The organism is Pontibacter virosus, assembly GCF_003096355.1.
GTDB classification, from domain to species: Bacteria; Bacteroidota; Bacteroidia; order Cytophagales; family Hymenobacteraceae; genus Pontibacter; species Pontibacter virosus.
The window spans coordinates 172,687-192,403 of the sequence record NZ_QEKI01000006.1; the positions used below are offsets into that span (position 1 = coordinate 172,687).

20 protein-coding genes are annotated in these 19,717 nt (G+C 49.8%); 11 read left to right on the forward strand and 9 right to left on the reverse strand.

Annotation, left to right across the window (positions count from 1 at the left end):
* Position 1 precedes the first annotated feature (1 nt).
* Together C8E01_RS11285 and C8E01_RS11290 are read right to left on the reverse strand one after the other, a co-directional pair.
* Entirely contained in the window at positions 2–748 is a 747-nt protein-coding gene (locus C8E01_RS11285; RefSeq protein ID WP_116543545.1) for an HAD family hydrolase, read from the reverse strand.
* Between the two features lie 113 nt (positions 749–861).
* Complete coding sequence (locus C8E01_RS11290; RefSeq protein ID WP_116543546.1) at positions 862–1,047, reverse strand: hypothetical protein; 186 nt, start codon at positions 1,045–1,047, stop codon at positions 862–864.
* 240 nt (positions 1,048–1,287) lie between these two features.
* On the opposite strand from C8E01_RS11290, the gene pgi reads away from it, so the two are divergent.
* Entirely contained in the window at positions 1,288–2,937 is a 1,650-nt protein-coding gene (gene pgi / locus C8E01_RS11295) for a glucose-6-phosphate isomerase (RefSeq protein WP_116543547.1), read from the forward strand.
* 47 nt (positions 2,938–2,984) lie between these two features.
* Entirely contained in the window at positions 2,985–4,583 is a 1,599-nt protein-coding gene (locus C8E01_RS11300; protein WP_116543548.1) for a hypothetical protein, read from the forward strand.
* Positions 4,584–4,704: 121 nt separating this feature from the next.
* On the opposite strand, the gene C8E01_RS11305 is transcribed toward C8E01_RS11300, so the two are convergent.
* Complete coding sequence (locus C8E01_RS11305) at positions 4,705–5,772, reverse strand: DNA topoisomerase IB (RefSeq protein ID WP_116543549.1); 1,068 nt, start codon at positions 5,770–5,772, stop codon at positions 4,705–4,707.
* A gap of 140 nt (positions 5,773–5,912) precedes the next feature.
* Here C8E01_RS11305 and C8E01_RS11310 point away from each other — a divergent pair, with 140 nt between their 5' ends.
* The 4 genes from C8E01_RS11310 (at position 5,913) to C8E01_RS11325 (ending at position 11,515) form a co-directional block, all read left to right on the forward strand.
* Positions 5,913–6,323, forward strand: coding sequence for a hypothetical protein (locus C8E01_RS11310; RefSeq protein WP_116543550.1), 411 nt, complete (start codon positions 5,913–5,915; stop codon positions 6,321–6,323).
* A gap of 89 nt (positions 6,324–6,412) precedes the next feature.
* Complete coding sequence (locus tag C8E01_RS11315) at positions 6,413–9,262, forward strand: M16 family metallopeptidase (RefSeq protein WP_116543551.1); 2,850 nt, start codon at positions 6,413–6,415, stop codon at positions 9,260–9,262.
* Positions 9,263–9,481: 219 nt separating this feature from the next.
* Complete coding sequence (locus C8E01_RS11320) at positions 9,482–10,318, forward strand: M48 family metalloprotease (RefSeq protein ID WP_116543552.1); 837 nt, start codon at positions 9,482–9,484, stop codon at positions 10,316–10,318.
* 57 nt (positions 10,319–10,375) lie between these two features.
* Positions 10,376–11,515 (forward strand): App1 family protein, encoded by a 1,140-nt coding sequence (locus C8E01_RS11325; RefSeq protein WP_116543553.1) that lies wholly within the window; start codon positions 10,376–10,378, stop codon positions 11,513–11,515.
* 135 nt (positions 11,516–11,650) lie between these two features.
* Here C8E01_RS11325 and C8E01_RS11330 read toward each other — a convergent pair whose 3' ends face one another.
* Both C8E01_RS11330 and mtgA read right to left on the reverse strand, forming a co-directional pair.
* Positions 11,651–12,145, reverse strand: coding sequence for a YybH family protein (locus C8E01_RS11330; protein WP_116543554.1), 495 nt, complete (start codon positions 12,143–12,145; stop codon positions 11,651–11,653).
* Complete coding sequence (gene mtgA / locus C8E01_RS11335; RefSeq protein ID WP_116543555.1) at positions 12,132–12,869, reverse strand: monofunctional biosynthetic peptidoglycan transglycosylase; 738 nt, start codon at positions 12,867–12,869, stop codon at positions 12,132–12,134. Before mtgA ends, C8E01_RS11330 begins: the two co-directional genes overlap by 14 nt.
* A 158-nt stretch (positions 12,870–13,027) precedes the next feature.
* Between mtgA and C8E01_RS11340 the strand changes: the two genes are divergently transcribed.
* Entirely contained in the window at positions 13,028–13,663 is a 636-nt protein-coding gene (locus C8E01_RS11340; RefSeq protein ID WP_116543556.1) for an LON peptidase substrate-binding domain-containing protein, read from the forward strand.
* On the forward strand, positions 13,663–14,892 hold the full coding sequence (locus tag C8E01_RS11345; RefSeq protein WP_116543557.1) for a metallophosphoesterase: 1,230 nt from the start codon (positions 13,663–13,665) through the stop codon (positions 14,890–14,892). The genes C8E01_RS11340 and C8E01_RS11345 overlap by 1 nt, the downstream gene beginning before the upstream one ends.
* Before the next feature lie 6 nt (positions 14,893–14,898).
* On the opposite strand, the gene C8E01_RS11350 is transcribed toward C8E01_RS11345, so the two are convergent.
* Positions 14,899–15,804: a diacylglycerol/lipid kinase family protein gene (locus C8E01_RS11350; protein WP_116543558.1), complete on the reverse strand. Its 906-nt coding sequence runs from the start codon at positions 15,802–15,804 to the stop codon at positions 14,899–14,901.
* Between the two features lie 38 nt (positions 15,805–15,842).
* Positions 15,843–16,640, reverse strand: coding sequence for a M48 family metalloprotease (locus C8E01_RS11355; protein WP_243409538.1), 798 nt, complete (start codon positions 16,638–16,640; stop codon positions 15,843–15,845).
* Between the two features lie 275 nt (positions 16,641–16,915).
* On the opposite strand from C8E01_RS11355, the gene C8E01_RS11360 reads away from it, so the two are divergent.
* Positions 16,916–17,107 carry a hypothetical protein gene (locus C8E01_RS11360; protein WP_229733734.1) on the forward strand — a complete coding sequence of 64 codons (192 nt, stop codon included), beginning with the start codon at positions 16,916–16,918 and terminating at the stop codon, positions 17,105–17,107.
* A 72-nt stretch (positions 17,108–17,179) separates the two neighbouring features.
* Here the strand turns inward: C8E01_RS11360 and C8E01_RS11365 are convergent, their stop codons facing one another.
* Complete coding sequence (locus tag C8E01_RS11365) at positions 17,180–17,995, reverse strand: murein L,D-transpeptidase catalytic domain family protein (RefSeq protein WP_116543561.1); 816 nt, start codon at positions 17,993–17,995, stop codon at positions 17,180–17,182.
* A gap of 268 nt (positions 17,996–18,263) precedes the next feature.
* On the opposite strand from C8E01_RS11365, the gene C8E01_RS11370 reads away from it, so the two are divergent.
* Positions 18,264–18,653, forward strand: a complete 390-nt coding sequence (locus tag C8E01_RS11370; protein ID WP_116543562.1) for a hypothetical protein — start codon at positions 18,264–18,266, stop codon at positions 18,651–18,653.
* Between the two features lie 50 nt (positions 18,654–18,703).
* Here C8E01_RS11370 and C8E01_RS11375 read toward each other — a convergent pair whose 3' ends face one another.
* Positions 18,704–19,102 carry a hypothetical protein gene (locus C8E01_RS11375; protein ID WP_116543563.1) on the reverse strand — a complete coding sequence of 133 codons (399 nt, stop codon included), beginning with the start codon at positions 19,100–19,102 and terminating at the stop codon, positions 18,704–18,706.
* 314 nt (positions 19,103–19,416) lie between these two features.
* Here C8E01_RS11375 and C8E01_RS11380 point away from each other — a divergent pair, with 314 nt between their 5' ends.
* Complete coding sequence (locus C8E01_RS11380) at positions 19,417–19,647, forward strand: SH3 domain-containing protein (RefSeq protein WP_116543684.1); 231 nt, start codon at positions 19,417–19,419, stop codon at positions 19,645–19,647.
* The last annotated feature ends 70 nt before the right edge of the window (positions 19,648–19,717 follow it).

Sequence of the window (19,717 nt, forward strand, 5' to 3'; positions counted from 1 at the left end):
TTTATACTTTCGGGAATTCTTTGATAACCAGATCAGCTCCGACTTTTGTAAGGGCAGATTCATCGTGGGTACGGTCTATACCTACTACCAACCCAAAGCCACCAGCCTTGGCAGCCTGTACTCCTTTGCGGGCGTCTTCAAACACGGCGGCATCCTGGGGCGCAATACCCAGTCGGCGGGCTGCCTCCAGAAAAACATCCGGGGCGGGCTTGCCCTTCAGTCCCAGATGAGCCGCCTCGAGTCCGTCCACGTGTTCTTCAAACAGCTTTTCTATTCCTGCGGCATGCAGCACCTCCACACAGTTTTTGCTTGCCGAAATAACGGCCGTGCGCAGTCCGTTTTGCTTCTGGTGTTTGAGCCAGGCAATCGTATCATCATAAGCATCCACCCCGCCTTGCTTCACCAATTCCTGAAAGTACATGTTTTTCAGATTCCCAAGTCCTCCTACCGTCTCTTCGCCTTCTTCATCTTCCGGTGTGCCCTCTGGCAAACTGATACCGCGTGACTCCAAAAAATTGCGCACCCCGTCATAGCGCGGAATCCCATCGATAAGCTCCCGGTAATCGGTTTCTATGTCGAGTGGCTCGTATAGCTTGCCATCTTTCTCACCACGCTGCTGCAGGTAGGCATCAAACATGCGCTTCCAGGCCTGGGCGTGTACACGGGCAGTTTGCGTCACGACACCGTCGAGATCAAAAATCAGGGCCTTGATGTTTTTCTCCTGGAGATTTTGCTGAAGGGTATTCATGTTTTCGATTGGTTTTAAAATCAGGATACCGAACGAGCCTTAGGCCCGGACATAACTGTAAAGTATACGCCTGGTGTACCCAGGCATGTACTTCACAAAAAATGGGTGATCGTTTAAGGAATACCTTCTGTGCGTTCGTGTGGGGGCACGTCAGGTCCCTGCTCCGGTCTATTAGCCGGATTGTCGCCGCCCGTAATATAACCCGTGTGGGCAGGAGGCGTGCGTTTGCCTTCGTCTTCGCGCAGTATACCTGTCTTCGGTTTATTTTTGTTTTCTGTTTCTTTTCTATTTTCCTTCATGTTCCTCTTCTTATATATAACAATGTCCTATACCTTACATACGCAACAATCTGACGCATTGAATGAAAGTATCCGGTTATAGACCTACGCAGGAGGAGGTTAAATGATACCAATTCGGACGACCTCCGAAATTTACTTTAACTTTACAGCCTGCCAAAGGCAATACCTTTACTTAAAATCAATAACCCGATAGTTGCTTTTAGAGTAATTTCAGCCATAGACATTTACACAAAATAAAACATGCTACACACGGACAACCCGACTACGACCAATGCCTGGAAAAAACTGGGAACACACTTCGCTGAGCTGAAGCACCAGCACCTGCGCGACCTGTTTAAAGCCGACTCAAAACGTTTCGAGAAATTCTCGTTCGAAGTAGACGGAACGCTGTACGATTTCTCTAAAAACCGCATCACGGAAAAGACGCTGGACCTTTTAGCTGAACTGGCCGAGGAAACGCAGGTGCCATCCGCTATTGAGAGCATGCTGCGCGGTAAGAAGATTAACGCTACCGAAGGCCGTGCCGTGCTGCACACCGCTTTGCGCAACTTCAGCGATCAGGAGTTGATGGTAGACGGAGAAAATGTGCTGGAGGAAGTGCGGGATGTGCAACGCCAGATGAAGGACTTCTGCGACCGTTTGCATAGCGGCGAGTGGACGGGCTATACCGGCAAAAAAGTAAAGCATGTGGTAAACATAGGTATAGGCGGCTCGCATCTGGGTCCGCAAATGGTAACCGAGGCGCTCAAAAAATACCAGAAACCGGACATCGAGGTGCATTTCATCTCCAACGTGGACGGCACCGATGCGGCAGAAGTGCTTCGCAAAGTCGATCCGGAAACCACGCTTTTCATCATTGCTTCCAAAACCTTCACCACCAAAGAAACGATTGCCAACGCCCACACGGCCCGCAGCTGGTTTTTGGAATCAGCCAAAGACGAGGCGCATGTGAGCAAGCACTTTGTGGCACTCTCCACCAACACCGAGGCGGTTTCTAAGTTCGGCATCGCGCCGGAAAATACCTTCCGCTTCTGGGACTGGGTGGGCGGCCGCTTTTCGCTCTGGTCAGCTATTGGTTTGTCAGTGGCCTGCGCGCTGGGATATGATAAATTTGAGGAATTGCTGCGTGGCGCCGAAGCCATGGACAAACACCTAAAAGAAACTCCGATGCGCCGGAACATACCGGTACTGATGGCCTTGTTGAGCATCTGGTATACCAACTTCTTTGAGGCGCAGTCGCATGCCGTGCTGCCTTACGACCAATACCTGCGCCTGCTGCCGGAGTACCTGCAGCAACTGCAGATGGAAAGCAATGGCAAGACTGCTATGCGCAACGGCGAGTACGTGAACTACCAAACGCAACCCGTGATCTGGGGAGCAGCTGGCACCAACGGGCAGCACTCGTTCTTCCAGCTGATCCACCAGGGCACTGTCCTGATACCTTCTGATTTTCTGGCCCCGGTGAACAGCCACAACCCGATCGGCGAACACCATCCGATGCTGCTTTCCAACTTCTTCGCCCAGACCGAGGCACTGATGAAGGGGAAAACCGAGGACGAGGTGCGCGCTGAATTAGAAAAGAAAGGTATGGCTGTTGAAGAACTCGAGCAACTGGTACCGCACAAGGTGTTCGAAGGCAACAAACCTTCCACCTCTATCATGTTTAACTCGCTCACCCCTTATGCCTTAGGTAGCCTGATTGCCATGTACGAGCACAAGACTTTTGTGCAGGGCGTGATCTGGAACGTGTACAGCTTCGATCAATGGGGTGTGGAACTTGGCAAGCAACTTGCCGGCGCTATTGAAGAAGAACTACTCAACAATACGGATACAGATCACGACAGCTCCACAGCCGGACTGATCAGCTATTACAGACAAAAACGCAAATAGCGAAAACCTTGCGACGAGGCTGCGTTTAAGGATGGTATCTATACCTTATGCAGCACTTATACCTTAAAACGACGCTTCTGCTGCTTCTCACGCTCTTGCTCAGCAGTTGCGTCGACGATAATTTTTACCAACAAGACGCTTTGGTGCAGCCGGGAGAGTATGACCTGCCCCCGGCTGGCACTGACAGCGCATGGGTAGTGGCAGGCCGTCACTACGACCGCAGCTGGCTGCACCGCCTTTTCTGGGGCGACCACCACCGCGATAGCTGGACCACTCCCGTTAAACTCCCTTTATTTGATCTGTCCCGTGTAAATGGCGGCATGAAAGTCGTGAAGAAAGGCGGTGGATTCCAGACGAGCAGTTTCCAGCTCCAGGACAGTCTCGGCCGCATTTACGCCTTCCGCTCCATCGACAAGGACCCCGTGCAGGTGCTGGCCAAATTCTGGCGACCCACTTTTGTCACCAACATCCTTCGCGACCAAATCTCGTCTGCCAACCCTTATGGGGCCTTAATCCTACCTGGCCTGGCCAAAGCGGCTGGTGTTTTCCATACCACTCCCATACTTTATTATGTTCCAAAGAATGATACCTCTTTCGGAGAATTTGCTGAGGCAGTGCAGGGCAAGGTATACATGCTCGAAGAGAAGTTTGAAGGTATAGCCGACACGTTGAATATGTTCGGAGGTGTCGCTGGGTTTGCAGATTCTGAAGATGCCCTTCGTAATCGCTATGAAACCAATACCCATCATTTTGATCAAAGGGCCTTTGCCTGCGCCCGCCTCCTGGATGTGCTTGTCGGTGACTGGGACCGGCACAAAGGCCAGTGGGATTGGGCCACTTACCAGGAGGGTCCGGAGATAAGGTATAAGCCTATACCCAAGGACCGTGATCAGGTCTTTCTGAAGATGGACGACGGCGCCATACCTTTCCTCGCCACCAGCAAGCTGATGGCCCGCAAGTTCAACTCCTTCGGACCGAAGATCAAAGATGTGAAAGCCCTGATGATCAATGCCAGCTTTATTGACGAGCGCCTGCTTCATGAATTGACGCGTGAAGAATGGTTAGCGATCGCAAAGGATATGCAAGTAAAGCTGACGGATGATGTGATTGAACAGGCTGTGAAGAATCTACCTACTCCCATCTATACTTTAAAGGGAGAAACCGCCACTCAAAACTTGAAAAACCGGCGCGATCAACTACCTGAAGTGGCCGAAGAAATGTATGAAATACTGGCCAAAGAGGTTACCATCGCTGGTACTGACCAGTCGGATATCTTTCGGGTACGGCGGCTGGATGATGACCGTACCGAAGTAACCTTAAGCCGCGCTGCTCAAACCGGTATACCTGAAAAGACGCTCTACCAACGGACATTCCTCCGAAAAGAAACAGAAAAGATTACGCTTCACGGCCTCAGCGGAGACGATGAATTTTTATTGGAAGGCGATGTAAACGAAGGTATACTGGTAGAGGTGTACGGGGGACTCGGGGAAGACGAAATCACGGACAAGTCCTCCGTTGAAGGCTGGCGCAAGATGACACACATTTACGATACCGAGCGCGGAAACGAAATCGATTTCGGGACCGAAGCCAAAGACCTAACCACAAGAGACGTTAAAGTCCACGCCTACGACAGGGAAGGGAATTAAAGTTGGGGAGTTCAGAAGGCAACAAATTCAGCGTTTGCGATTCTACAAACTGATTTACATACCAATACTTAATTTCAAAGTAATTGCCTATTAACTCCTAAACTCTCCAACTCCTAAACCCTTAAACTTTCATGCTTTTCTCAAGCATTTTCAGCACAAAATGCTCCATACTGCTCAGGTGTTCGATTTTCGATTTGGTGGGATCGTGCTTTTTGAGGAAGCTCATTAGTTTGTCTTCGCGAAAGAGGTTTACTACTTCGGGGTGGATGTAGTACTTGCTGCAAACCGTCGGGGTATTGCCCAAACCTTTGGCCACTTCTTTCACCGCTTCTTTTATACCTTTCTCTTTGTCAATCTCCGGGTCCTCGTCAATGACACGCTCCAGACACTCTACCATGCGCACGGTACCGCCCCAGGTCCTGAAATCCTTTGCCGTGAAATCATAGGCAGTCACCTCCCGCAGGTACTCGTTCACGTCGCCTGACTCCAACGTTTGCCGCTCACCATCTTCGTCATAATATTGAAACAGATCATAACCCGGAATGTCCTTGCACTTCTTTACCAATTGCGCCAGACGCCTGTCTTTCAGGTCGATCTTCTGCTCTACCCCTTTCTTACCCACAAACGAGAAAGTCACGGTGTGGCCATTGAAGGTAACATGCCGGTCGCGTAGCGTAGTCAGGCCATAGGATTTGTTTGACTTGGCATAAGCGCGGTTGCCGATCCGGATCAACGCATTATCCATGATCGACACTACCAGCGCCGTCACCTTGCGCTTGTCCAATTCGCGGGACTGTATGTCTTTCTCTATCTGCTCCCGCAGGGTGGGTAGAGACTTGCCAAAGGTAATCATACGGCCAAATTTGGTCAGATTGCGGGCATGCTGCCATTCTGGGTGGTAGATGTACTGCTTTCTTCCTTTGTCATCGCGGCCTGTGGCCTGCAGGTGCCCACGTGCCGCGTTGGATATCCATACCTCGGTCCAGGCAGGTGGTATCACCAGTTTGCTGATGCGGGCCAGTGTTTTTTCATCTGTCACTTTTTCCCCTTTGGAGTTTAGGTAGTAGAAGCCAGTACCGGCCTTTTTACGGGTAATACCCGGCCTTTCGTCTGAGGTATAGCGCAATCCCGCCCACTCCGCTGAGAGGGTAGGATTTTTATGTAAATCGTGTAGTTCTTTCTTCGTCATCCGCTGAGGCATTAGGCGCCATTTGCCTATAATACATTAAAGACATGCAAAAGTTATTCCCAGCTTACGCGCTTGGCCCGCTTTCGTAACTTCCTCCTTAAGATTTACCCTTATATTTGCCTCCGGATAAAGACATACTCATGACCATACATAAACAAATCTCTTACCTCTACGCCTTCTTTGGTGTGTTTTTGCTGGGCTGCGGCGCCGTAGCCGTCGATGTGGCTGGCGAACAGGCCCGAACTGCCCTCATCACAGGTATAGCCGGTGGTTTGCTGGCGCTGGTGGCAGGACATTTCCTAAACAGGAAGCACCGTTGGGGCTTTTTGCTCGGTACAGCTGAAGCGGGCTTGTTGACGCTGCTGCTTGGCTGGCGATCGGGCACCTACTTTATTCGTTTACTTGAGATGGTGCAGGAAGCGCCAGAGCCGAACTCTACACAAACGGCAGGCATGGCTTTTCTGCTCACAACCGCCATGCTGGTAGTGGCCTTACTGACCCTTGCCGTGTCCGTAATGTTTGCCAAACAAGTGTTTGCCGAGACAAAATAGGCGTTCGTCTATATTTTCTTATAGCATTAAACCTTTATGTGTTATATTGGTCCTAACACAAGACCAATCGTTCACCTAAAACAAATTATATGCTACAGAAAATCGGTTTGAGTATCGTGCTCACGGCCAGTGTGGTCAGTGCTGCCGAGGCGCAGACAAAACTCGTGGAAAAGGTAACCAAGAAAAGTGATGAGCTGGTTATACCTTACGAAAAATACAAACTGGCCAATGGCCTAACCCTGATCGTTCACGAAGATCACTCCGATCCGGTCGTGCATGTGGACGTAACCTATCACGTGGGCTCGGCCCGCGAAGAAGTAGGCAAGTCTGGTTTCGCGCACTTTTTTGAGCACATGATGTTCCAGGGCTCCGACAACGTAGCCGACGAAGAGCACTTCAAGATCGTGTCGGATGCAGGTGGTACGCTGAACGGCACCACGAACCGCGACCGCACCAACTATTTCGAAACCGTACCAAGCAACCAGCTGGAAACAGCCCTGTGGCTGGAAGCCGACCGCATGGGCTTTTTGCTGGACGCCGTAACCCAGAAGAAATTTGAGGTACAGCGCGAAACCGTGAAGAACGAGCGTGGCCAGAACTACGACAACCGCCCTTACGGTCTGGTGTACGAGAAAACCTCCCAGCACCTCTACCCGCACGGCCACCCTTACTCCTGGACCACGATTGGTTACATCGAGGATCTGAACCGCGTGAACGTGGAAGACCTGAAGAACTTCTTCCTGCGCTGGTACGGACCGAACAACGCCACTGTAACAGTGGGTGGTGACGTAAACCCGGCTGATGTAGTGAAGCTCGTAGAGAAATACTTTGGCTCTATACCTACCGGCCCGGCCGTGCAGGACATGAAGCCAATGGTAGCTTCACTTACCGCAGACCGTTACATTTCTTACGAAGACAACATCCGTTTCCCGATGCTGCGCATGACGTACCCGGTTCCGGAGGCTGGTCACAAAGACGAGCACGCATTGGATGTACTGGCCGAAATCCTGGGTCAGGGACGTAACTCTATCTTCTACAAAAACTTTGTGAAAGAGCAGAAAGCGCTGCAGGCCTCTGCCATGAACTCTACCTCGGAGCTGGCTGGTGAATTTGGTATTACCATTATGGCGTATCCAAACAGCACCTTGGCCCAGATGGAAGAACTCCTGCGCAAGTCTATCACGGAGTTTGAAACACGCGGTGTAACCGACGAAGACCTGCAGCGTTACAAAGCCTCTGCCGAGTCGAGCCTGGTGAACAGAATGGCAAGCGTGAGCGGCAAAGTATCACAGCTGGCTGCTTATGAAACCTTCCGCAACAACCCGAACTACCTGCAGGAAGAAATCCGCCGCATCAACGCGCTGACCAAAGCGGACGTGATGCGTGTGTACAACCAATACATCAAAGGCAAGCCTGCCGTTATCCTGAGCGTGGTGCCAAAAGGCAAACCAGAGATGGTGGCCAAAGCCGACAACTATAAGGTTGACACCAACGTGTCTGTAGCTGAGCCGCAGGATTACAGCGGACTGAGCTATACCAAAGCAGTTGATTCTTTTGACCGCAGCAAGCGCCCGGTAGCGGGTCAGGCTAAAGCGGTGAGCGTGCCTAACTTCTATACTGCCAAGTTCAAGAACGGCATGAAGGTGATCGGCACCAAGTCGGATGAGATACCAACCGTTACCCTGCAACTGACTATACCTGGCGGACACCGTCTGCTGGCCAACAACAGTGGCAAAGCAGGTATAGCATCCCTTACGGCGTCTCTGATGAATGAAGACACTGAAAACTATACTTCGGAGGCCTTCACCAGTGAGCTTGACAAACTGGGCAGCTCCATCCGCATCGGCTCTGGCACTGAAGACACCTATGTAACCGTACAGTCGCTGAAGAAAAACCTGGACAAGACATTAGTACTGCTTGAAGAGCGCCTGTTCCGTCCTAAGTTCGCGCAGGATGACTTTGAGCGTCTGAAAAAGCAGCAGCTCGAAGGTATAGCCAACCAGTCGACACAGCCTACGGCCATTGCCAGCAGCGTGTACAACAAACTGCTCTATGGCGAAAACCATATCATGGCCATCCCGACATCAGGTACTACGGAGTCAGTAACCAGCATCACCCTGGACGATGTAAAGCAGTTCTATGCAGCCAACTTCACTCCTACAGGCGCTGAACTGGTAGTAGTAGGCGATATCAACGAGAAAGAGATCATCGGCAAGCTGGACTTCCTCAAAAAATGGAAGAAGAAAAACGTGACCCTGCCAACTGATGTGAAAGCTCCGGCTATTGCAGGCACGAAGATCTACTTCGTAGACAAGCCGGATGCAGCACAGTCTGAGATCAGAATTGGCTACGTGGCCCTTCCTTACGATGCGACCGGTGAGTATTACAGAACTTCGCTGATGAACTTCGTGCTGGGTGGTGCCTTTAACAGCCGCATCAACCTGAATCTGCGTGAAGACAAAGGCTATACCTACGGTGCCCGCTCTGGCTTCGGTGGCAGTCGCTTTGCAGGTCCATACACGGCTTCTGCCGGTGTGCGTGCCGATGCTACAGCCGCTTCTGTGGTAGAGTTCATGAAGGAGATCAACGATTTCAGAACCAAAGGCATCACAGAAGATGAACTGCAGTTTATGAAAAACTCGATCGGTCAGTCAGATGCCCGCCAGTACGAAACGCCTGCACAAAAGGCGAACTTCCTGGGACGCATCCTGCGTTACGATCTAAAGAAGGACTACGTGAGCAAGCAGACGCAGATTCTCAACAACATGACGAAACAGGAAATTGACGCACTGGCCGCCAAGCACCTGCCAGCTGACAAGATGCACATCGTGGTAGTGGGCGACAAGAAAACTGTGTTGCCTCAACTGCAGAAGCTGAGCTACGAAGTGGTGGAGCTTGATACCAACGGCAACCCCGTAGGTACCTCATCCGTAAAATAGACCATACTACACTTGGAAAAAGCCCCTGAAATTCAGGGGCTTTTTTATTTGCACTAAATTCTGCGCTCTACCTCTTAGTTCTCCTTCCAACCAAGGCCAATTTTAATTCGTAAGCGCATACTAAAATCTAATCACGTTAGTTTTAAGCAAACTGCAGGGTACGCTTCTTAAGCTTATACCTGCGCACAGCTTTAACTAAATTTTACCACTCTTATTTACATGATGAAGCATATCAATCGTACTGCACCCTGGCTGTTTTTCTTTGTCAGCGTGTTTTTTATGAGCAGTTGCAAAGACAATGAAGGGGTGATCTTCTCTATCCAGGACGATATCCGGCTGGGTGAGCAGGTATCGCAGCAAGTAGACTCTACCTTTCGTGCACAAGGCAAACTATTGGAGCGCACTTCTACCAATGCCAACGTTCAAAAAGCTTACACCCACCTCGACCGTATTGTGAACCGTGTGCTCAACTCCGGCGAGATCAAGTACCGGAACGATTTTGCGTGGACGGTGAAGATCATCGACGACCGTGAGACCCTGAACGCTTTCGCAGCACCGGGAGGGTATATCTATGTTTATACCGGTCTGATGAAATTCCTGGATGACGAAGACCACTTTGCCGGGGTACTTGCCCACGAAATAGCCCATGCTGACAAACGCCATAGTGTACAGCAATTGCAGCGGCAATACGGCATCGCCATCCTGCTTTCTGTGGCATTGGGTAATAATCCGGGAGCCTTGCAGCAGATTGCCGCGCAATTGGGTGGCACCTTGGCCGGACTAAGTTTTAGTCGTGGTGCTGAAACCGAAGCTGATAACGCCTCTGTGCTATACCTGGATGGCACTGATTACTACGCCTGCGATGGAGCAGCCGGTTTCTTTGTGAAGCTCAACGCCGAGGCGCAGAGTAGCAACCCGCCAGAGTTTTTAAGCACCCACCCCAACCCGGACAACCGCATCGAAAACATACAGCAACAGGCCAAACAGCGTGGCTGCGCAACAGACGGAGCCCCTGACAATGACTTTAGCGAACTGAAAAGAAGTTTGAACCTGTAATCAGCAAAGGCCTGCCGCAGGGCAGGCCTTTCTGTTTGACCTCTATACCTGCAGACTATGAAAAAGATAAAAAACACGGCTGGAAAAGCTGCTTTAAAAGTTGAGGAGAAGTTTGACACCTTGACATTTAACCTGCGCCGCAAGCTCAACATGTTTGGTCCGCTGCACATCATGGCCTACCGCAGCTACGGCACTCCCACCCGCCTTTATGTGAAGGGCCGTGTGCTGGTCGATAAGGGCATCACCTTGTCAGAAGAAAATGATACGCTTTGGGAGAATATCCTGAACATGTACAAGCGGTTCAACAGTCGGGAGATACCGGGAGCACGCATAGAGCTGTGCCTGGGAGATCAGAAGCATGAAATCACGACTGACGTGGAAGGCTATTTTGTGCTGAACCTCGCTCCAGAAAAGCCACTTGTGCTTGAGGATGTATGGCACACAATTGATATCACACTTTCAGAATCTCCTGTAGAGTTTGAAGGTCCGGTAAAGGCACAGGCACATGTGCTGGTACCGCCCCCTGACGCAGAGTATGGCATTATCAGCGACATCGACGATACCATCGTGAGGACCGGTGCCACAAGTCTGTTGCAGACTGGCCGGAACGTGCTGCTCAATAATGCCCATACCCGCATACCGTTCCACGGTGTGGCCTCGTTTTACAAGTCCTTGCAACTAGGGCGCAACGGCAAGCGCAATAACCCCTTTTTCTACGTCTCGAGTAGTCCCTGGAACACGTATGATTTACTCTACCACTTTCTGGAGCTAAACGAGATACCGCAGGGCCCGCTCCTGCTCCGCGACTTTGGTCTGGATGAAAGCAAGCTCGGCGCCTCCGACCACATGAGCCACAAGTACAAAGAGATCGAGAACATACTGATCACTTACCCGGAGCTCAAGTTCATCCTGATCGGTGACAGTGGCCAGCAGGATGCAGAGATCTATGCCGAGGTTGTAAAGAATCACCCGGGCCGCGTTCTGGCTATCTATATTCGGGATGTGAACATCGAAAAACACACAACCAAGGTGGTCAGTATCTTCGACGAATTTAAGGACAGCAAAGAGGTGGAAATGGTGCTCGTAAAAGAGACCCTGGAAGCCGCCGAACACGCAGCCAAATACGGCTATATCTTCACAGAGGAACTCCCGGAAATCGCCAGAGAGACCGAAGTGGATGCCGAAGGAGATGAGTAGTTTCTAAATTGAGTGATGGAGTGGTTGAGTGATTTTTTAATTGTTAAATTATTGATTTTTGAACTATTAATTCAATGATTTAAATCACGCACTAACAAACTCTCCAACTCACTCAACCACCAATTCACTAAATCTCTAACTCGAATGGTCTGCTACGATCTTCCAGCCTTCGGGGAAGCGCTTGAGGATGATGGAGAAGTGGCCTTGTAGGTCGCCTAGTTCGGCCTTGCGCTGCAGGTGCCATTTACCTACCACGAGCATATGGTCTGCGGTCAGGTGGCGCATTTCCTTTAGGTCAAAGGTCAGCTTGCCCATGGCTGCCGGATCAGGGTAGCTTTTACGATAGTTGTCGAGGGTCTTCTGCCAGCCGTAGGTCAGGCCGCTTTTGCCCACAAACAGCAGGGAGTCCGATTTCCAGTAGTCCTGCATAAAACAATCAAGATCGCCCTGGCTCCAGCAGGCCGACTGCGAAGCCAGCATATCGCGCACCTGCGCTTCTGCTTCCGCTGTATCATGCATGGCAGGTGCGCTTCTGGCAAGTTCTATTTGCTTTTCATCCTGCTGCAGGCAGGCTGTCAGTGACAGGCCTATACCCAGGGCCAGTGCGCCGATAAACTTATTCCTTTTCATCTTTTTCGGGAAGTATGGTTTTGATGTAAGTGGTTCCGCCCAAGCGGCTCATGGCGCGGGCTATACGCACTTGTCTTCTCAATACGTAAGCCGATGGTCTTTCAGCAGAATAACGGATCGGGTTGGGAAGTACCGCCGCCAATCGTGCGGCCTGCTGACGCCCCACTTCTGATGCTGATTTCTTGAAATACTTCTGAGAAGCGGCTTCCACCCCAAACACCCCATCTCCCATCTCTGCGATGTTCAGGTATACCTCCAGTATGCGCTGCTTGCCCCACAGCATTTCGATCAGAAAAGTAAAATAGGCCTCCACCCCCTTGCGCAGGTAACTGCGGCCGTGCCACAGAAACACATTCTTGGCCACCTGCTGGCTAATGGTGCTGCCTCCCCTGATGTTAGTTCCCTTCTGGTTGCGCTTGAAGGCATCGGCAATGGCGTTGAAGTCGAAGCCGCTGTGCTCCAGGAAAAGCTGGTCTTCTGACGCTACCACGGCCAGCGGCAACTGATCCGACATCTCCTCCAAAGAAACGAACTTATACCTGATCGCAGGGTTATCCTTGCCCGCTGCACCGGCTTCGGCACGGCGCTTCACCATGTGTAGCGTGGCGGGTGGCGCCACCCAACGGTATACCAGCACCCACAGCACACTCAGGAGCACGAGGCTCAGCAAAAGCTTTGTGACGATAAGCCTGATCTCACGAAAGCCCAGCCGTTTCTTCTTCATTTTAAAAGGTCGAAAATAAGTGCGCAAAGCTAAGTGTTTTGGCTCATATTGCAACAAAAGCAGTCTGCTTGAATTGTAATACTTAACACGCACTTAATCAAACCCGTATTCCATATACAAAACCTGTACTTGCCTGTTATCCAGCTAAAAAAAAGACCATGCAAAAGTATTTGCCCTTGTTCCCTCTAAATATTGTGGTATTTCCGGGCGAGAAACTGAACCTGCACATTTTCGAACCCCGTTACAAGCAGTTGATCTACGACTGCCTCGAGAGCGGTGGTACGTTTGGTATTCCCACGTTCATCAACAACGGCGTGGGTGTCTACGGTACGGAGATCGAGCTGCTGCACGTTGAAAAGAAATACGAAACAGGTGAGATGGACATCCGCACGCAGGGCATGGGCATTTTCAAAATCATAGAGTTTGACAAACAGGCACCCGGCAGGCTGTACGCAGGTGGCCAGGTGGAGGAAGTGGAGAACCTGGCAGACGAAGACATCGTGACGAAGGAACGGATACGCGGTAAGTTGCAGGAGTTGTATTCCGCCTTAGGTATAGGCAATATCCTGATGGAATTACCCGAAAACTTCACCTCATACGATGTTGGTCATCATTTAGGGCTCAACACGGAACAGGAATATACCTTATTGCAGTGCAACAGTGAGGCCCTGCGACAGGAGATGATCCTGCAGCATCTCCTCCAGGTACTACCCATTGTAGCCGAAACCGAGAAGCTTAAGGAGCGCGTCAAACTCAATGGCCATTTCAAAAATCTCACGCCACCCAACTTCTGATGCTGCTATACTTTCTCATTATATCTACTGTTTTGTTTTTGGTGTTTGGGCTGTTCAGCTATTGGCAGGAACTCAAGTACCGTAACAAACCATTTTACAGACTCTCCGATGTAGGCTGGCGCAAGTGCTTTCCCAAACCGGAGGCGAAGCTGGTACACAGCATTGCCTTTATGGGTGATGTGGGCTATGTGGCCATCGACGGCACAGATCCCGTTATGCGGCTATTGGAAGAGTGGCAGCAGAATACAGGTCCGGATGGCAGCGTCCTGTTCCTGGGGGATAACCTATACCCGGTGGGGCTTCCTGCCGAAACGCACCGCCACTACCCTGCCGCCAAAGAGCGTCTGGATTTTCTGTTGGGACAAATGGGCGCTTACGAAGGACGAAAGATTTTTCTCAGTGGCAACCACGACTGGAACAAAGGGCGCAAAAAAGGGCTGGAGTATGTGCTGCGCCAGGAAAAACATGTGGTCGATACGCTGCAGGATGAAAGCAGTTACCTGCCCCGCCACGGTTGTCCGGGACCGGAGACCATACAATTGGCAGACGGACTGCTGCTGGTGATTATTAACACGCAATGGTGGGTGCAACGCGGCGAAAAACCCATGGGTACTGCGCAGGGTTGCCCTTATGATAACATTGAAGAGTTTTTTGTGCGCCTGAACCAGATCTTGCGCCGTAACCGACACCAACGCATCGTAGTAGCAGCGCATCACCCGCTCTACAGCAATGCCCTACACGGCGGTAAGTTTACGATCAAGCAGCACATTTTCCCACTCACTGCAGCACACAAGCGTATTTATGTCCCCCTGCCCATTTTCGGTTCGCTTTACCCTTTTTATCGCAAGTTGTTTGGTGCTTATGAGGATATGTCGCATCGAAAATACCGTAAGATGCGCAAGCGCCTGTTACGCATCTTCCACCAATACAGCAATATCGTGTACGTTGCGGGGCACGACCATAACCTGCAGCACTTCGAGGTGCGGGACAATCATTACATTGTGAGCGGGTCGGGCAGCAAAACCTCATTTGTCAAAAAAGGCGGCAAAGCCACCTTTACGCTGGAACAACGAGGCTTCTTTGTGCTCAACTACTATGATACAGGTGAGGTATGGATAGAAGCCCTTGCCGTTACGGAGGGTGAGGATGTTTCATTGCCCGGAAATGTCGTGTTCAGAAAAGAACTCCGCACCATTATGCAACCAAAGGAACTGACACAGCAGGTATAACCTGGTCTATGCTTCTTCCGGTATAGGCAGAATGACTTTCAGGCTTTTGGGGTGCATCGTCACTTTTATCTCCTCTCCCAACTCCACCGGCTCCCCGTCAATGTGCACCACTTCCTTGTCCACGTTGTAGACGGTAGCCCGGCGGCAACTAATGCGTCGGGTATAGATGGAGCCATCGATATTATCTGTGTACATCCGGTACAGCAAAACAGGTGCGGCAGCTTTTGGGAAAGGCTCGATCAGGCATATCTCAAAACGGCCGTCGTTTAGGATTCCACTGGGGTTAATGGCGGCATTACTCCCAAAGGCATTCGCATTGGCGATGGTCACCATAAATGCCTCTCCTTCAAAATTCTCCGTGTCGGTCTCTATGCGATAGAATTTCGGCTCGTAGTTCATATACTCCTGCAGGGCTATCCAGGCATAGGCGCCCGGGCCACGCTTTTCGCCTTCGCAAAAGCGCTTCACCACCAGCGCATTAAATCCCAGATCGCTGAGATGGATAGAAGGCTGTCCATTCAGGTCAATGGTATCGATGTTGCGCACCACATGTTCATGGATCAGCTGCAGGGCCTCTTCAGTATCCTGGGGTATGCCCAGGTCTTTTGAAAGTCCGTTACCGGAGCCCAGTGGAATAATTCCTAAGGGTATGTGCGTGTCAATCAGCAGGGCACCAACCAGACTGACGGTACCATCCCCTCCTACTGCAAATACAGCGTCAAAGGCATTCTCCTTCATACGCCGCTTTATCTCATCTACATCACTCTCCCCCGTTGTGCGGTATAGGACACAGTTCAGTTGATGATCGGCACAAATTGTTTTTATTTCATCCTCCAGTTCTTCTTTGTCTATATCACCCGCTATCGGGTTGATGACGAACAACAGGTTATGGAGTTTTTTTTGATGTTGCATACGCGTGTCGTGGTGTCAGTTTTATTTAGGTCACGTACTTATTCTACCAGGCCGGCAGGCAGACCGTTTGGATATTCCTGCTGGATGGCACGCTCAATTTCAGCGATCCTGTTGCCGGGGTTAGGATGTGTTTGAGCAAACTCTGGACCACTAGCCCCACCGCTGGCCTCCTCTAATATGCGCATCACCTCAATCATGGCCCTGGGGTCATAGCCAGCCTCGCCTGTAAGGCGCACCGCCAACCTGTCCGACTCCAATTCGTCTTCCCGGCCGTATCGCATGTTCATCAACTTGCCGATCATGGCGGCAGCCACAGCACCGGTTTGTGAAGCTGGATTATCCGGATCATAGGTAGCAATGGCTGCAGCACCCGTGAGGCCCTGTGTGAGCTTTGCTTTGGCTAACTGCTGGGCAGAGTGCCGCCCAACTACATGCCCTATCTCGTGGCCCAACACACCGGCCAGTTGCGCTTCGGTACTTAGCCGGCGGAGTAGACCCGCTGTAATAAAGATCTGCCCGCCAGGCAAGGCAAATGCATTTACGGTCTTTTCATCGGCCAATAAATGAAAGTCAAATTTGTACGGCGTTTCGCTTACGCGGGTATTTTGTACCAACCGCTGTCCTATTGCGTTTACCTCTGCTCTCGCCTGTTCGTCCGGGTGAAGTCCACCATACTGGGAGGCCATCTTGGGTGCTGTCTGTAACCCAAGAGCGATCTCCTGTTCTACGGTCATATCCACGTGCTGCACCTGGCCGGTAAATTCGTTTTCCTGCCTGTTGCACCAGTAAGTGACCAGCGATACCACCGCAATCAGAATAGCGACGATAAATTTCATGATTGCTTTCATTTTACTCGATATCTATTTTTCCTCATTATTAGGTTATGCTCTTCAGTTTACTGTAGCATAAATGCATTAGTATACGCCAGATGTGCTGCATCAGCGTATACTTTTAATGCTCTAAAAAGTATACGAAAGTGGCAGGAAATAATAGAACTGGCAGGAGGGCTATACCTTAAGAATTCATAAATAGCTACCCTATTTTATATGAATTTCGTAATACACTAAAATCGCTGCAAAAGCAGCTTCAATTAAAACAGAATATTATGAATATGAAAAGAACATTCGGTGCCATTCTGACCATATTAGGTATAGTCGGCATCATCTGGGGGGCTTATGCTTTTGTTATGGGAGGCGACGGCGCCGCTGTTGGCAAGTATACAGCCGCCGTTCCTTTTATTGTAGGCCTGATCTTTTTCTTTGCAGGCATCAATCTGGTGAAAACCACAAAGGACCAGACCTAACAGTAAAACTCCTTAAAAACAGAAAAGCCACACCGGGGACCGATGTGGCTTTTCTGTTTTATATTTAGCTAACTATGCATTCACCGGGAGTGTGTCCTGAAAAGATGCAAAGCCTTCCACCGCTCTTTCAGTGTTTAGGTAGTCAGAGGTATAGGCCTTGTCTGCGCTGTGTATATAGAGCACCGTGTTGTCCTTGATCAGTTCGATCACGTCACCGGAAATAGCTCTTGGCACTGCCGGGCAACCCAGGCTGCGGCCCAGCCGGCCATACTGCTTCACAAAATCTTCGCTCACATAATCAGCTCCATGCAGTACGATAGCACGCTCCATGGCTTTAGAGTTATACTGCTCGTCCATACCTGACAGGCGCAGTGAAAGTCCGTGCTTGCCATAATAGGTTTTATTGGTCAGGTAAAAGCCCATGCTGCTCATGTTAGAGTTAGGCTCGTTTGAAAATTTCTCGGCTTTAACGTTGCCTGTGTTGCGACCGTGCGCCACCAGGTTATTGTATACAACTTTATTGGCGTCCAGGTCTATGATCCACATGCGCTTCAAATTACTTGGTTTAGTAAAATCAACCACCGTCAGAATCTGCTTGTCGCTAGCTGTCAGTGCTTGCTGCTTGAAATTCTGATAACCGGTATAAGCACGCTCAAACACCCTGTAAGAAAGCCCTGCCTTTTGTAATCCTGCTCTGTTATATACTTCCTGCACATGCTCATCGAAAGCGATTTTCTTCTCAGCGAAAGACAGACTGGCAAGTGATGTAGAGGTTAAAACGGTTTCAGCTGTACGTCCCATTGGATCTGATTCGTCGTGACGCGCCCCACCTGGGGTGGCGATCAGCATGAAGCTTAGGGCAAAAGAGGTGACAATGGTTCTTATCATAGGTTAGTGTTTTCTATCGGGTTTTACGCAATTACTGTACTAACAGGGAAAAACACAACAATTGTTCCCTTGCGCAATGATTATGTCCAATTGGCAGGCCTTTTACTTACCATGTGTCCTTGTGTATATGCTAAACGTGTGTATACCTGTAACTTAGTATAAAAGGGCAGTATATTTTTTATCTTTTATATTTATCGGTTTTATAAATTAGGGCATTTACTTGTATGCCAAAATCGGAAACTGCAATTTTGAGGCAAGAGAATAGCACATGAAAACGTACATCCTTTATACCCTACTACTTATTATGTTTGTGGGCTGCGCTGACCCTGCCCGCATTTCTGGCTTTGACAGCGAAAAGTGGCAACAAGACAAAAAGGGTTGTAAGGGCCATCGAAGCACTATGGTGCAAGACTTTGATGCTATACGCCGCGACCTGTACGGTCGACCGGAAGCAGAGGTGAAGGACATACTCGGCAAACCCGATGCGGAGCAACTGATGCGCCGGGGGCAGCGTGTGTTTATCTACTACCTGGAGCCCGGTTCGCATTGTAATGAACGAAATAAGCTCTCTGAGGCAAACCGGGCTGAGGTTCGCTTCAATGCACTAAGCAAAGTGAGTGAGATCACCTACCTGCGTCCACTCCCTACTTCCAAATAAACCAAAAAGCCCGCCAAATGGCGGGCTTTTTTATGGTCATCCTTTTTGTCTTATTCTTCCTCTTTGCCGGTTAGTAAGTTTATGTGCTGGCGGCCTTCTAACTCCAGAAAGTGTTTCAGCTGCTTTTCATCCAGTATGCCAGCCATTACTTTATCGTGCTTTACCTGTATTTCTCTGTAGGCACGCTGCAATTGAAGCGGATCATCCTGTTTTGACTCCGCCTCAGACATAAGCTGGTATCGTTCTTCGTGAAGCAGTTCAATCTGCATGAGCTGCTCTTCGCTCAGATTCAATTCGCGTTTCATTTCCAGAATAGCCATCTGGGGGCCACTCAGACTGATAGCAAGTACTTTTTTATCAAGCTCGTCGTCTGTCTCTTTTAGCCGCTGAGCTTGCGTTGTACTTATGGTTAATCCAAGTATGATCAATAAAGGTATAATTCTTTTCATGGTATTCGGGTATTAAGCCATCACCTGGCTGCTGTAACGTTATATAGTGTTATGAACGGAATTATATTCTTTTAGTTCTGCCAAAAAAGAGACATTTTTTAGATTTTTCTAATAGCGCGGAATGTCTTATGATACCCGTAAATAGTAACTATTCAAAAATTTATTTAATTAAAAAAACAACTTGTATTCAAAAGAAGCTATATCGTAACTAAGCCTCCTTAGAACAGTATACAAAAAAAACGCTCAAAATAGTATTTTTAACAGTGGCTCCCGGTTTCGCAGTTGCGGCTCCCTCCATACAAAGTGAAAAAATCATGAAAACTAAATATTATAATCCCAGTTCGCTCGAAGTTAACTTCGCCAAGGCTTTTCAGGATCTGGCGCAGCAGCTCGAAGACAGGCTTGATGCAGGTAAGGTTGTCAATATCACGCCGATACATGATGCAGACAACCCAATGGTTATTTATAAACTTAAAGATGAGGAAGGCGATTTGCATGAAGTAGTTGTACAAATCATACAGCGGCCAGATAACCTGGTTAACTGATCTGGCAGTAAAATCCAAAAAACAGAGGCGGCCTGGTAGATTCCAGGCCGCCTCTGTTTTTTGTCTTAAG

What these genes read in the sequence shown, in the direction of transcription:
- C8E01_RS11285 (WP_116543545.1), bottom strand. Translation starts at nt 748, where the DNA reads ATGAATACCCTTCAGCAAAATCTCCAGGAGAAAAACATCAAGGCCCTG.
- C8E01_RS11290 (WP_116543546.1), bottom strand. Translation starts at nt 1,047, where the DNA reads ATGAAGGAAAATAGAAAAGAAACAGAAAACAAAAATAAACCGAAGACA.
- pgi (WP_116543547.1), top strand. Translation starts at nt 1,288, where the DNA reads ATGCTACACACGGACAACCCGACTACGACCAATGCCTGGAAAAAACTG.
- C8E01_RS11300 (WP_116543548.1), top strand. Translation starts at nt 2,985, where the DNA reads ATGCAGCACTTATACCTTAAAACGACGCTTCTGCTGCTTCTCACGCTC.
- C8E01_RS11305 (WP_116543549.1), bottom strand. Translation starts at nt 5,772, where the DNA reads ATGACGAAGAAAGAACTACACGATTTACATAAAAATCCTACCCTCTCA.
- C8E01_RS11310 (WP_116543550.1), top strand. Translation starts at nt 5,913, where the DNA reads ATGACCATACATAAACAAATCTCTTACCTCTACGCCTTCTTTGGTGTG.
- C8E01_RS11315 (WP_116543551.1), top strand. Translation starts at nt 6,413, where the DNA reads ATGCTACAGAAAATCGGTTTGAGTATCGTGCTCACGGCCAGTGTGGTC.
- C8E01_RS11320 (WP_116543552.1), top strand. Translation starts at nt 9,482, where the DNA reads ATGATGAAGCATATCAATCGTACTGCACCCTGGCTGTTTTTCTTTGTC.
- C8E01_RS11325 (WP_116543553.1), top strand. Translation starts at nt 10,376, where the DNA reads ATGAAAAAGATAAAAAACACGGCTGGAAAAGCTGCTTTAAAAGTTGAG.
- C8E01_RS11330 (WP_116543554.1), bottom strand. Translation starts at nt 12,145, where the DNA reads ATGAAAAGGAATAAGTTTATCGGCGCACTGGCCCTGGGTATAGGCCTG.
- mtgA (WP_116543555.1), bottom strand. Translation starts at nt 12,869, where the DNA reads ATGAAGAAGAAACGGCTGGGCTTTCGTGAGATCAGGCTTATCGTCACA.
- C8E01_RS11340 (WP_116543556.1), top strand. Translation starts at nt 13,028, where the DNA reads ATGCAAAAGTATTTGCCCTTGTTCCCTCTAAATATTGTGGTATTTCCG.
- C8E01_RS11345 (WP_116543557.1), top strand. Translation starts at nt 13,663, where the DNA reads ATGCTGCTATACTTTCTCATTATATCTACTGTTTTGTTTTTGGTGTTT.
- C8E01_RS11350 (WP_116543558.1), bottom strand. Translation starts at nt 15,804, where the DNA reads ATGCAACATCAAAAAAAACTCCATAACCTGTTGTTCGTCATCAACCCG.
- C8E01_RS11355 (WP_243409538.1), bottom strand. Translation starts at nt 16,640, where the DNA reads ATGAAATTTATCGTCGCTATTCTGATTGCGGTGGTATCGCTGGTCACT.
- C8E01_RS11360 (WP_229733734.1), top strand. Translation starts at nt 16,916, where the DNA reads ATGAAAAGAACATTCGGTGCCATTCTGACCATATTAGGTATAGTCGGC.
- C8E01_RS11365 (WP_116543561.1), bottom strand. Translation starts at nt 17,995, where the DNA reads ATGATAAGAACCATTGTCACCTCTTTTGCCCTAAGCTTCATGCTGATC.
- C8E01_RS11370 (WP_116543562.1), top strand. Translation starts at nt 18,264, where the DNA reads ATGAAAACGTACATCCTTTATACCCTACTACTTATTATGTTTGTGGGC.
- C8E01_RS11375 (WP_116543563.1), bottom strand. Translation starts at nt 19,102, where the DNA reads ATGAAAAGAATTATACCTTTATTGATCATACTTGGATTAACCATAAGT.
- C8E01_RS11380 (WP_116543684.1), top strand. Translation starts at nt 19,417, where the DNA reads ATGAAAACTAAATATTATAATCCCAGTTCGCTCGAAGTTAACTTCGCC.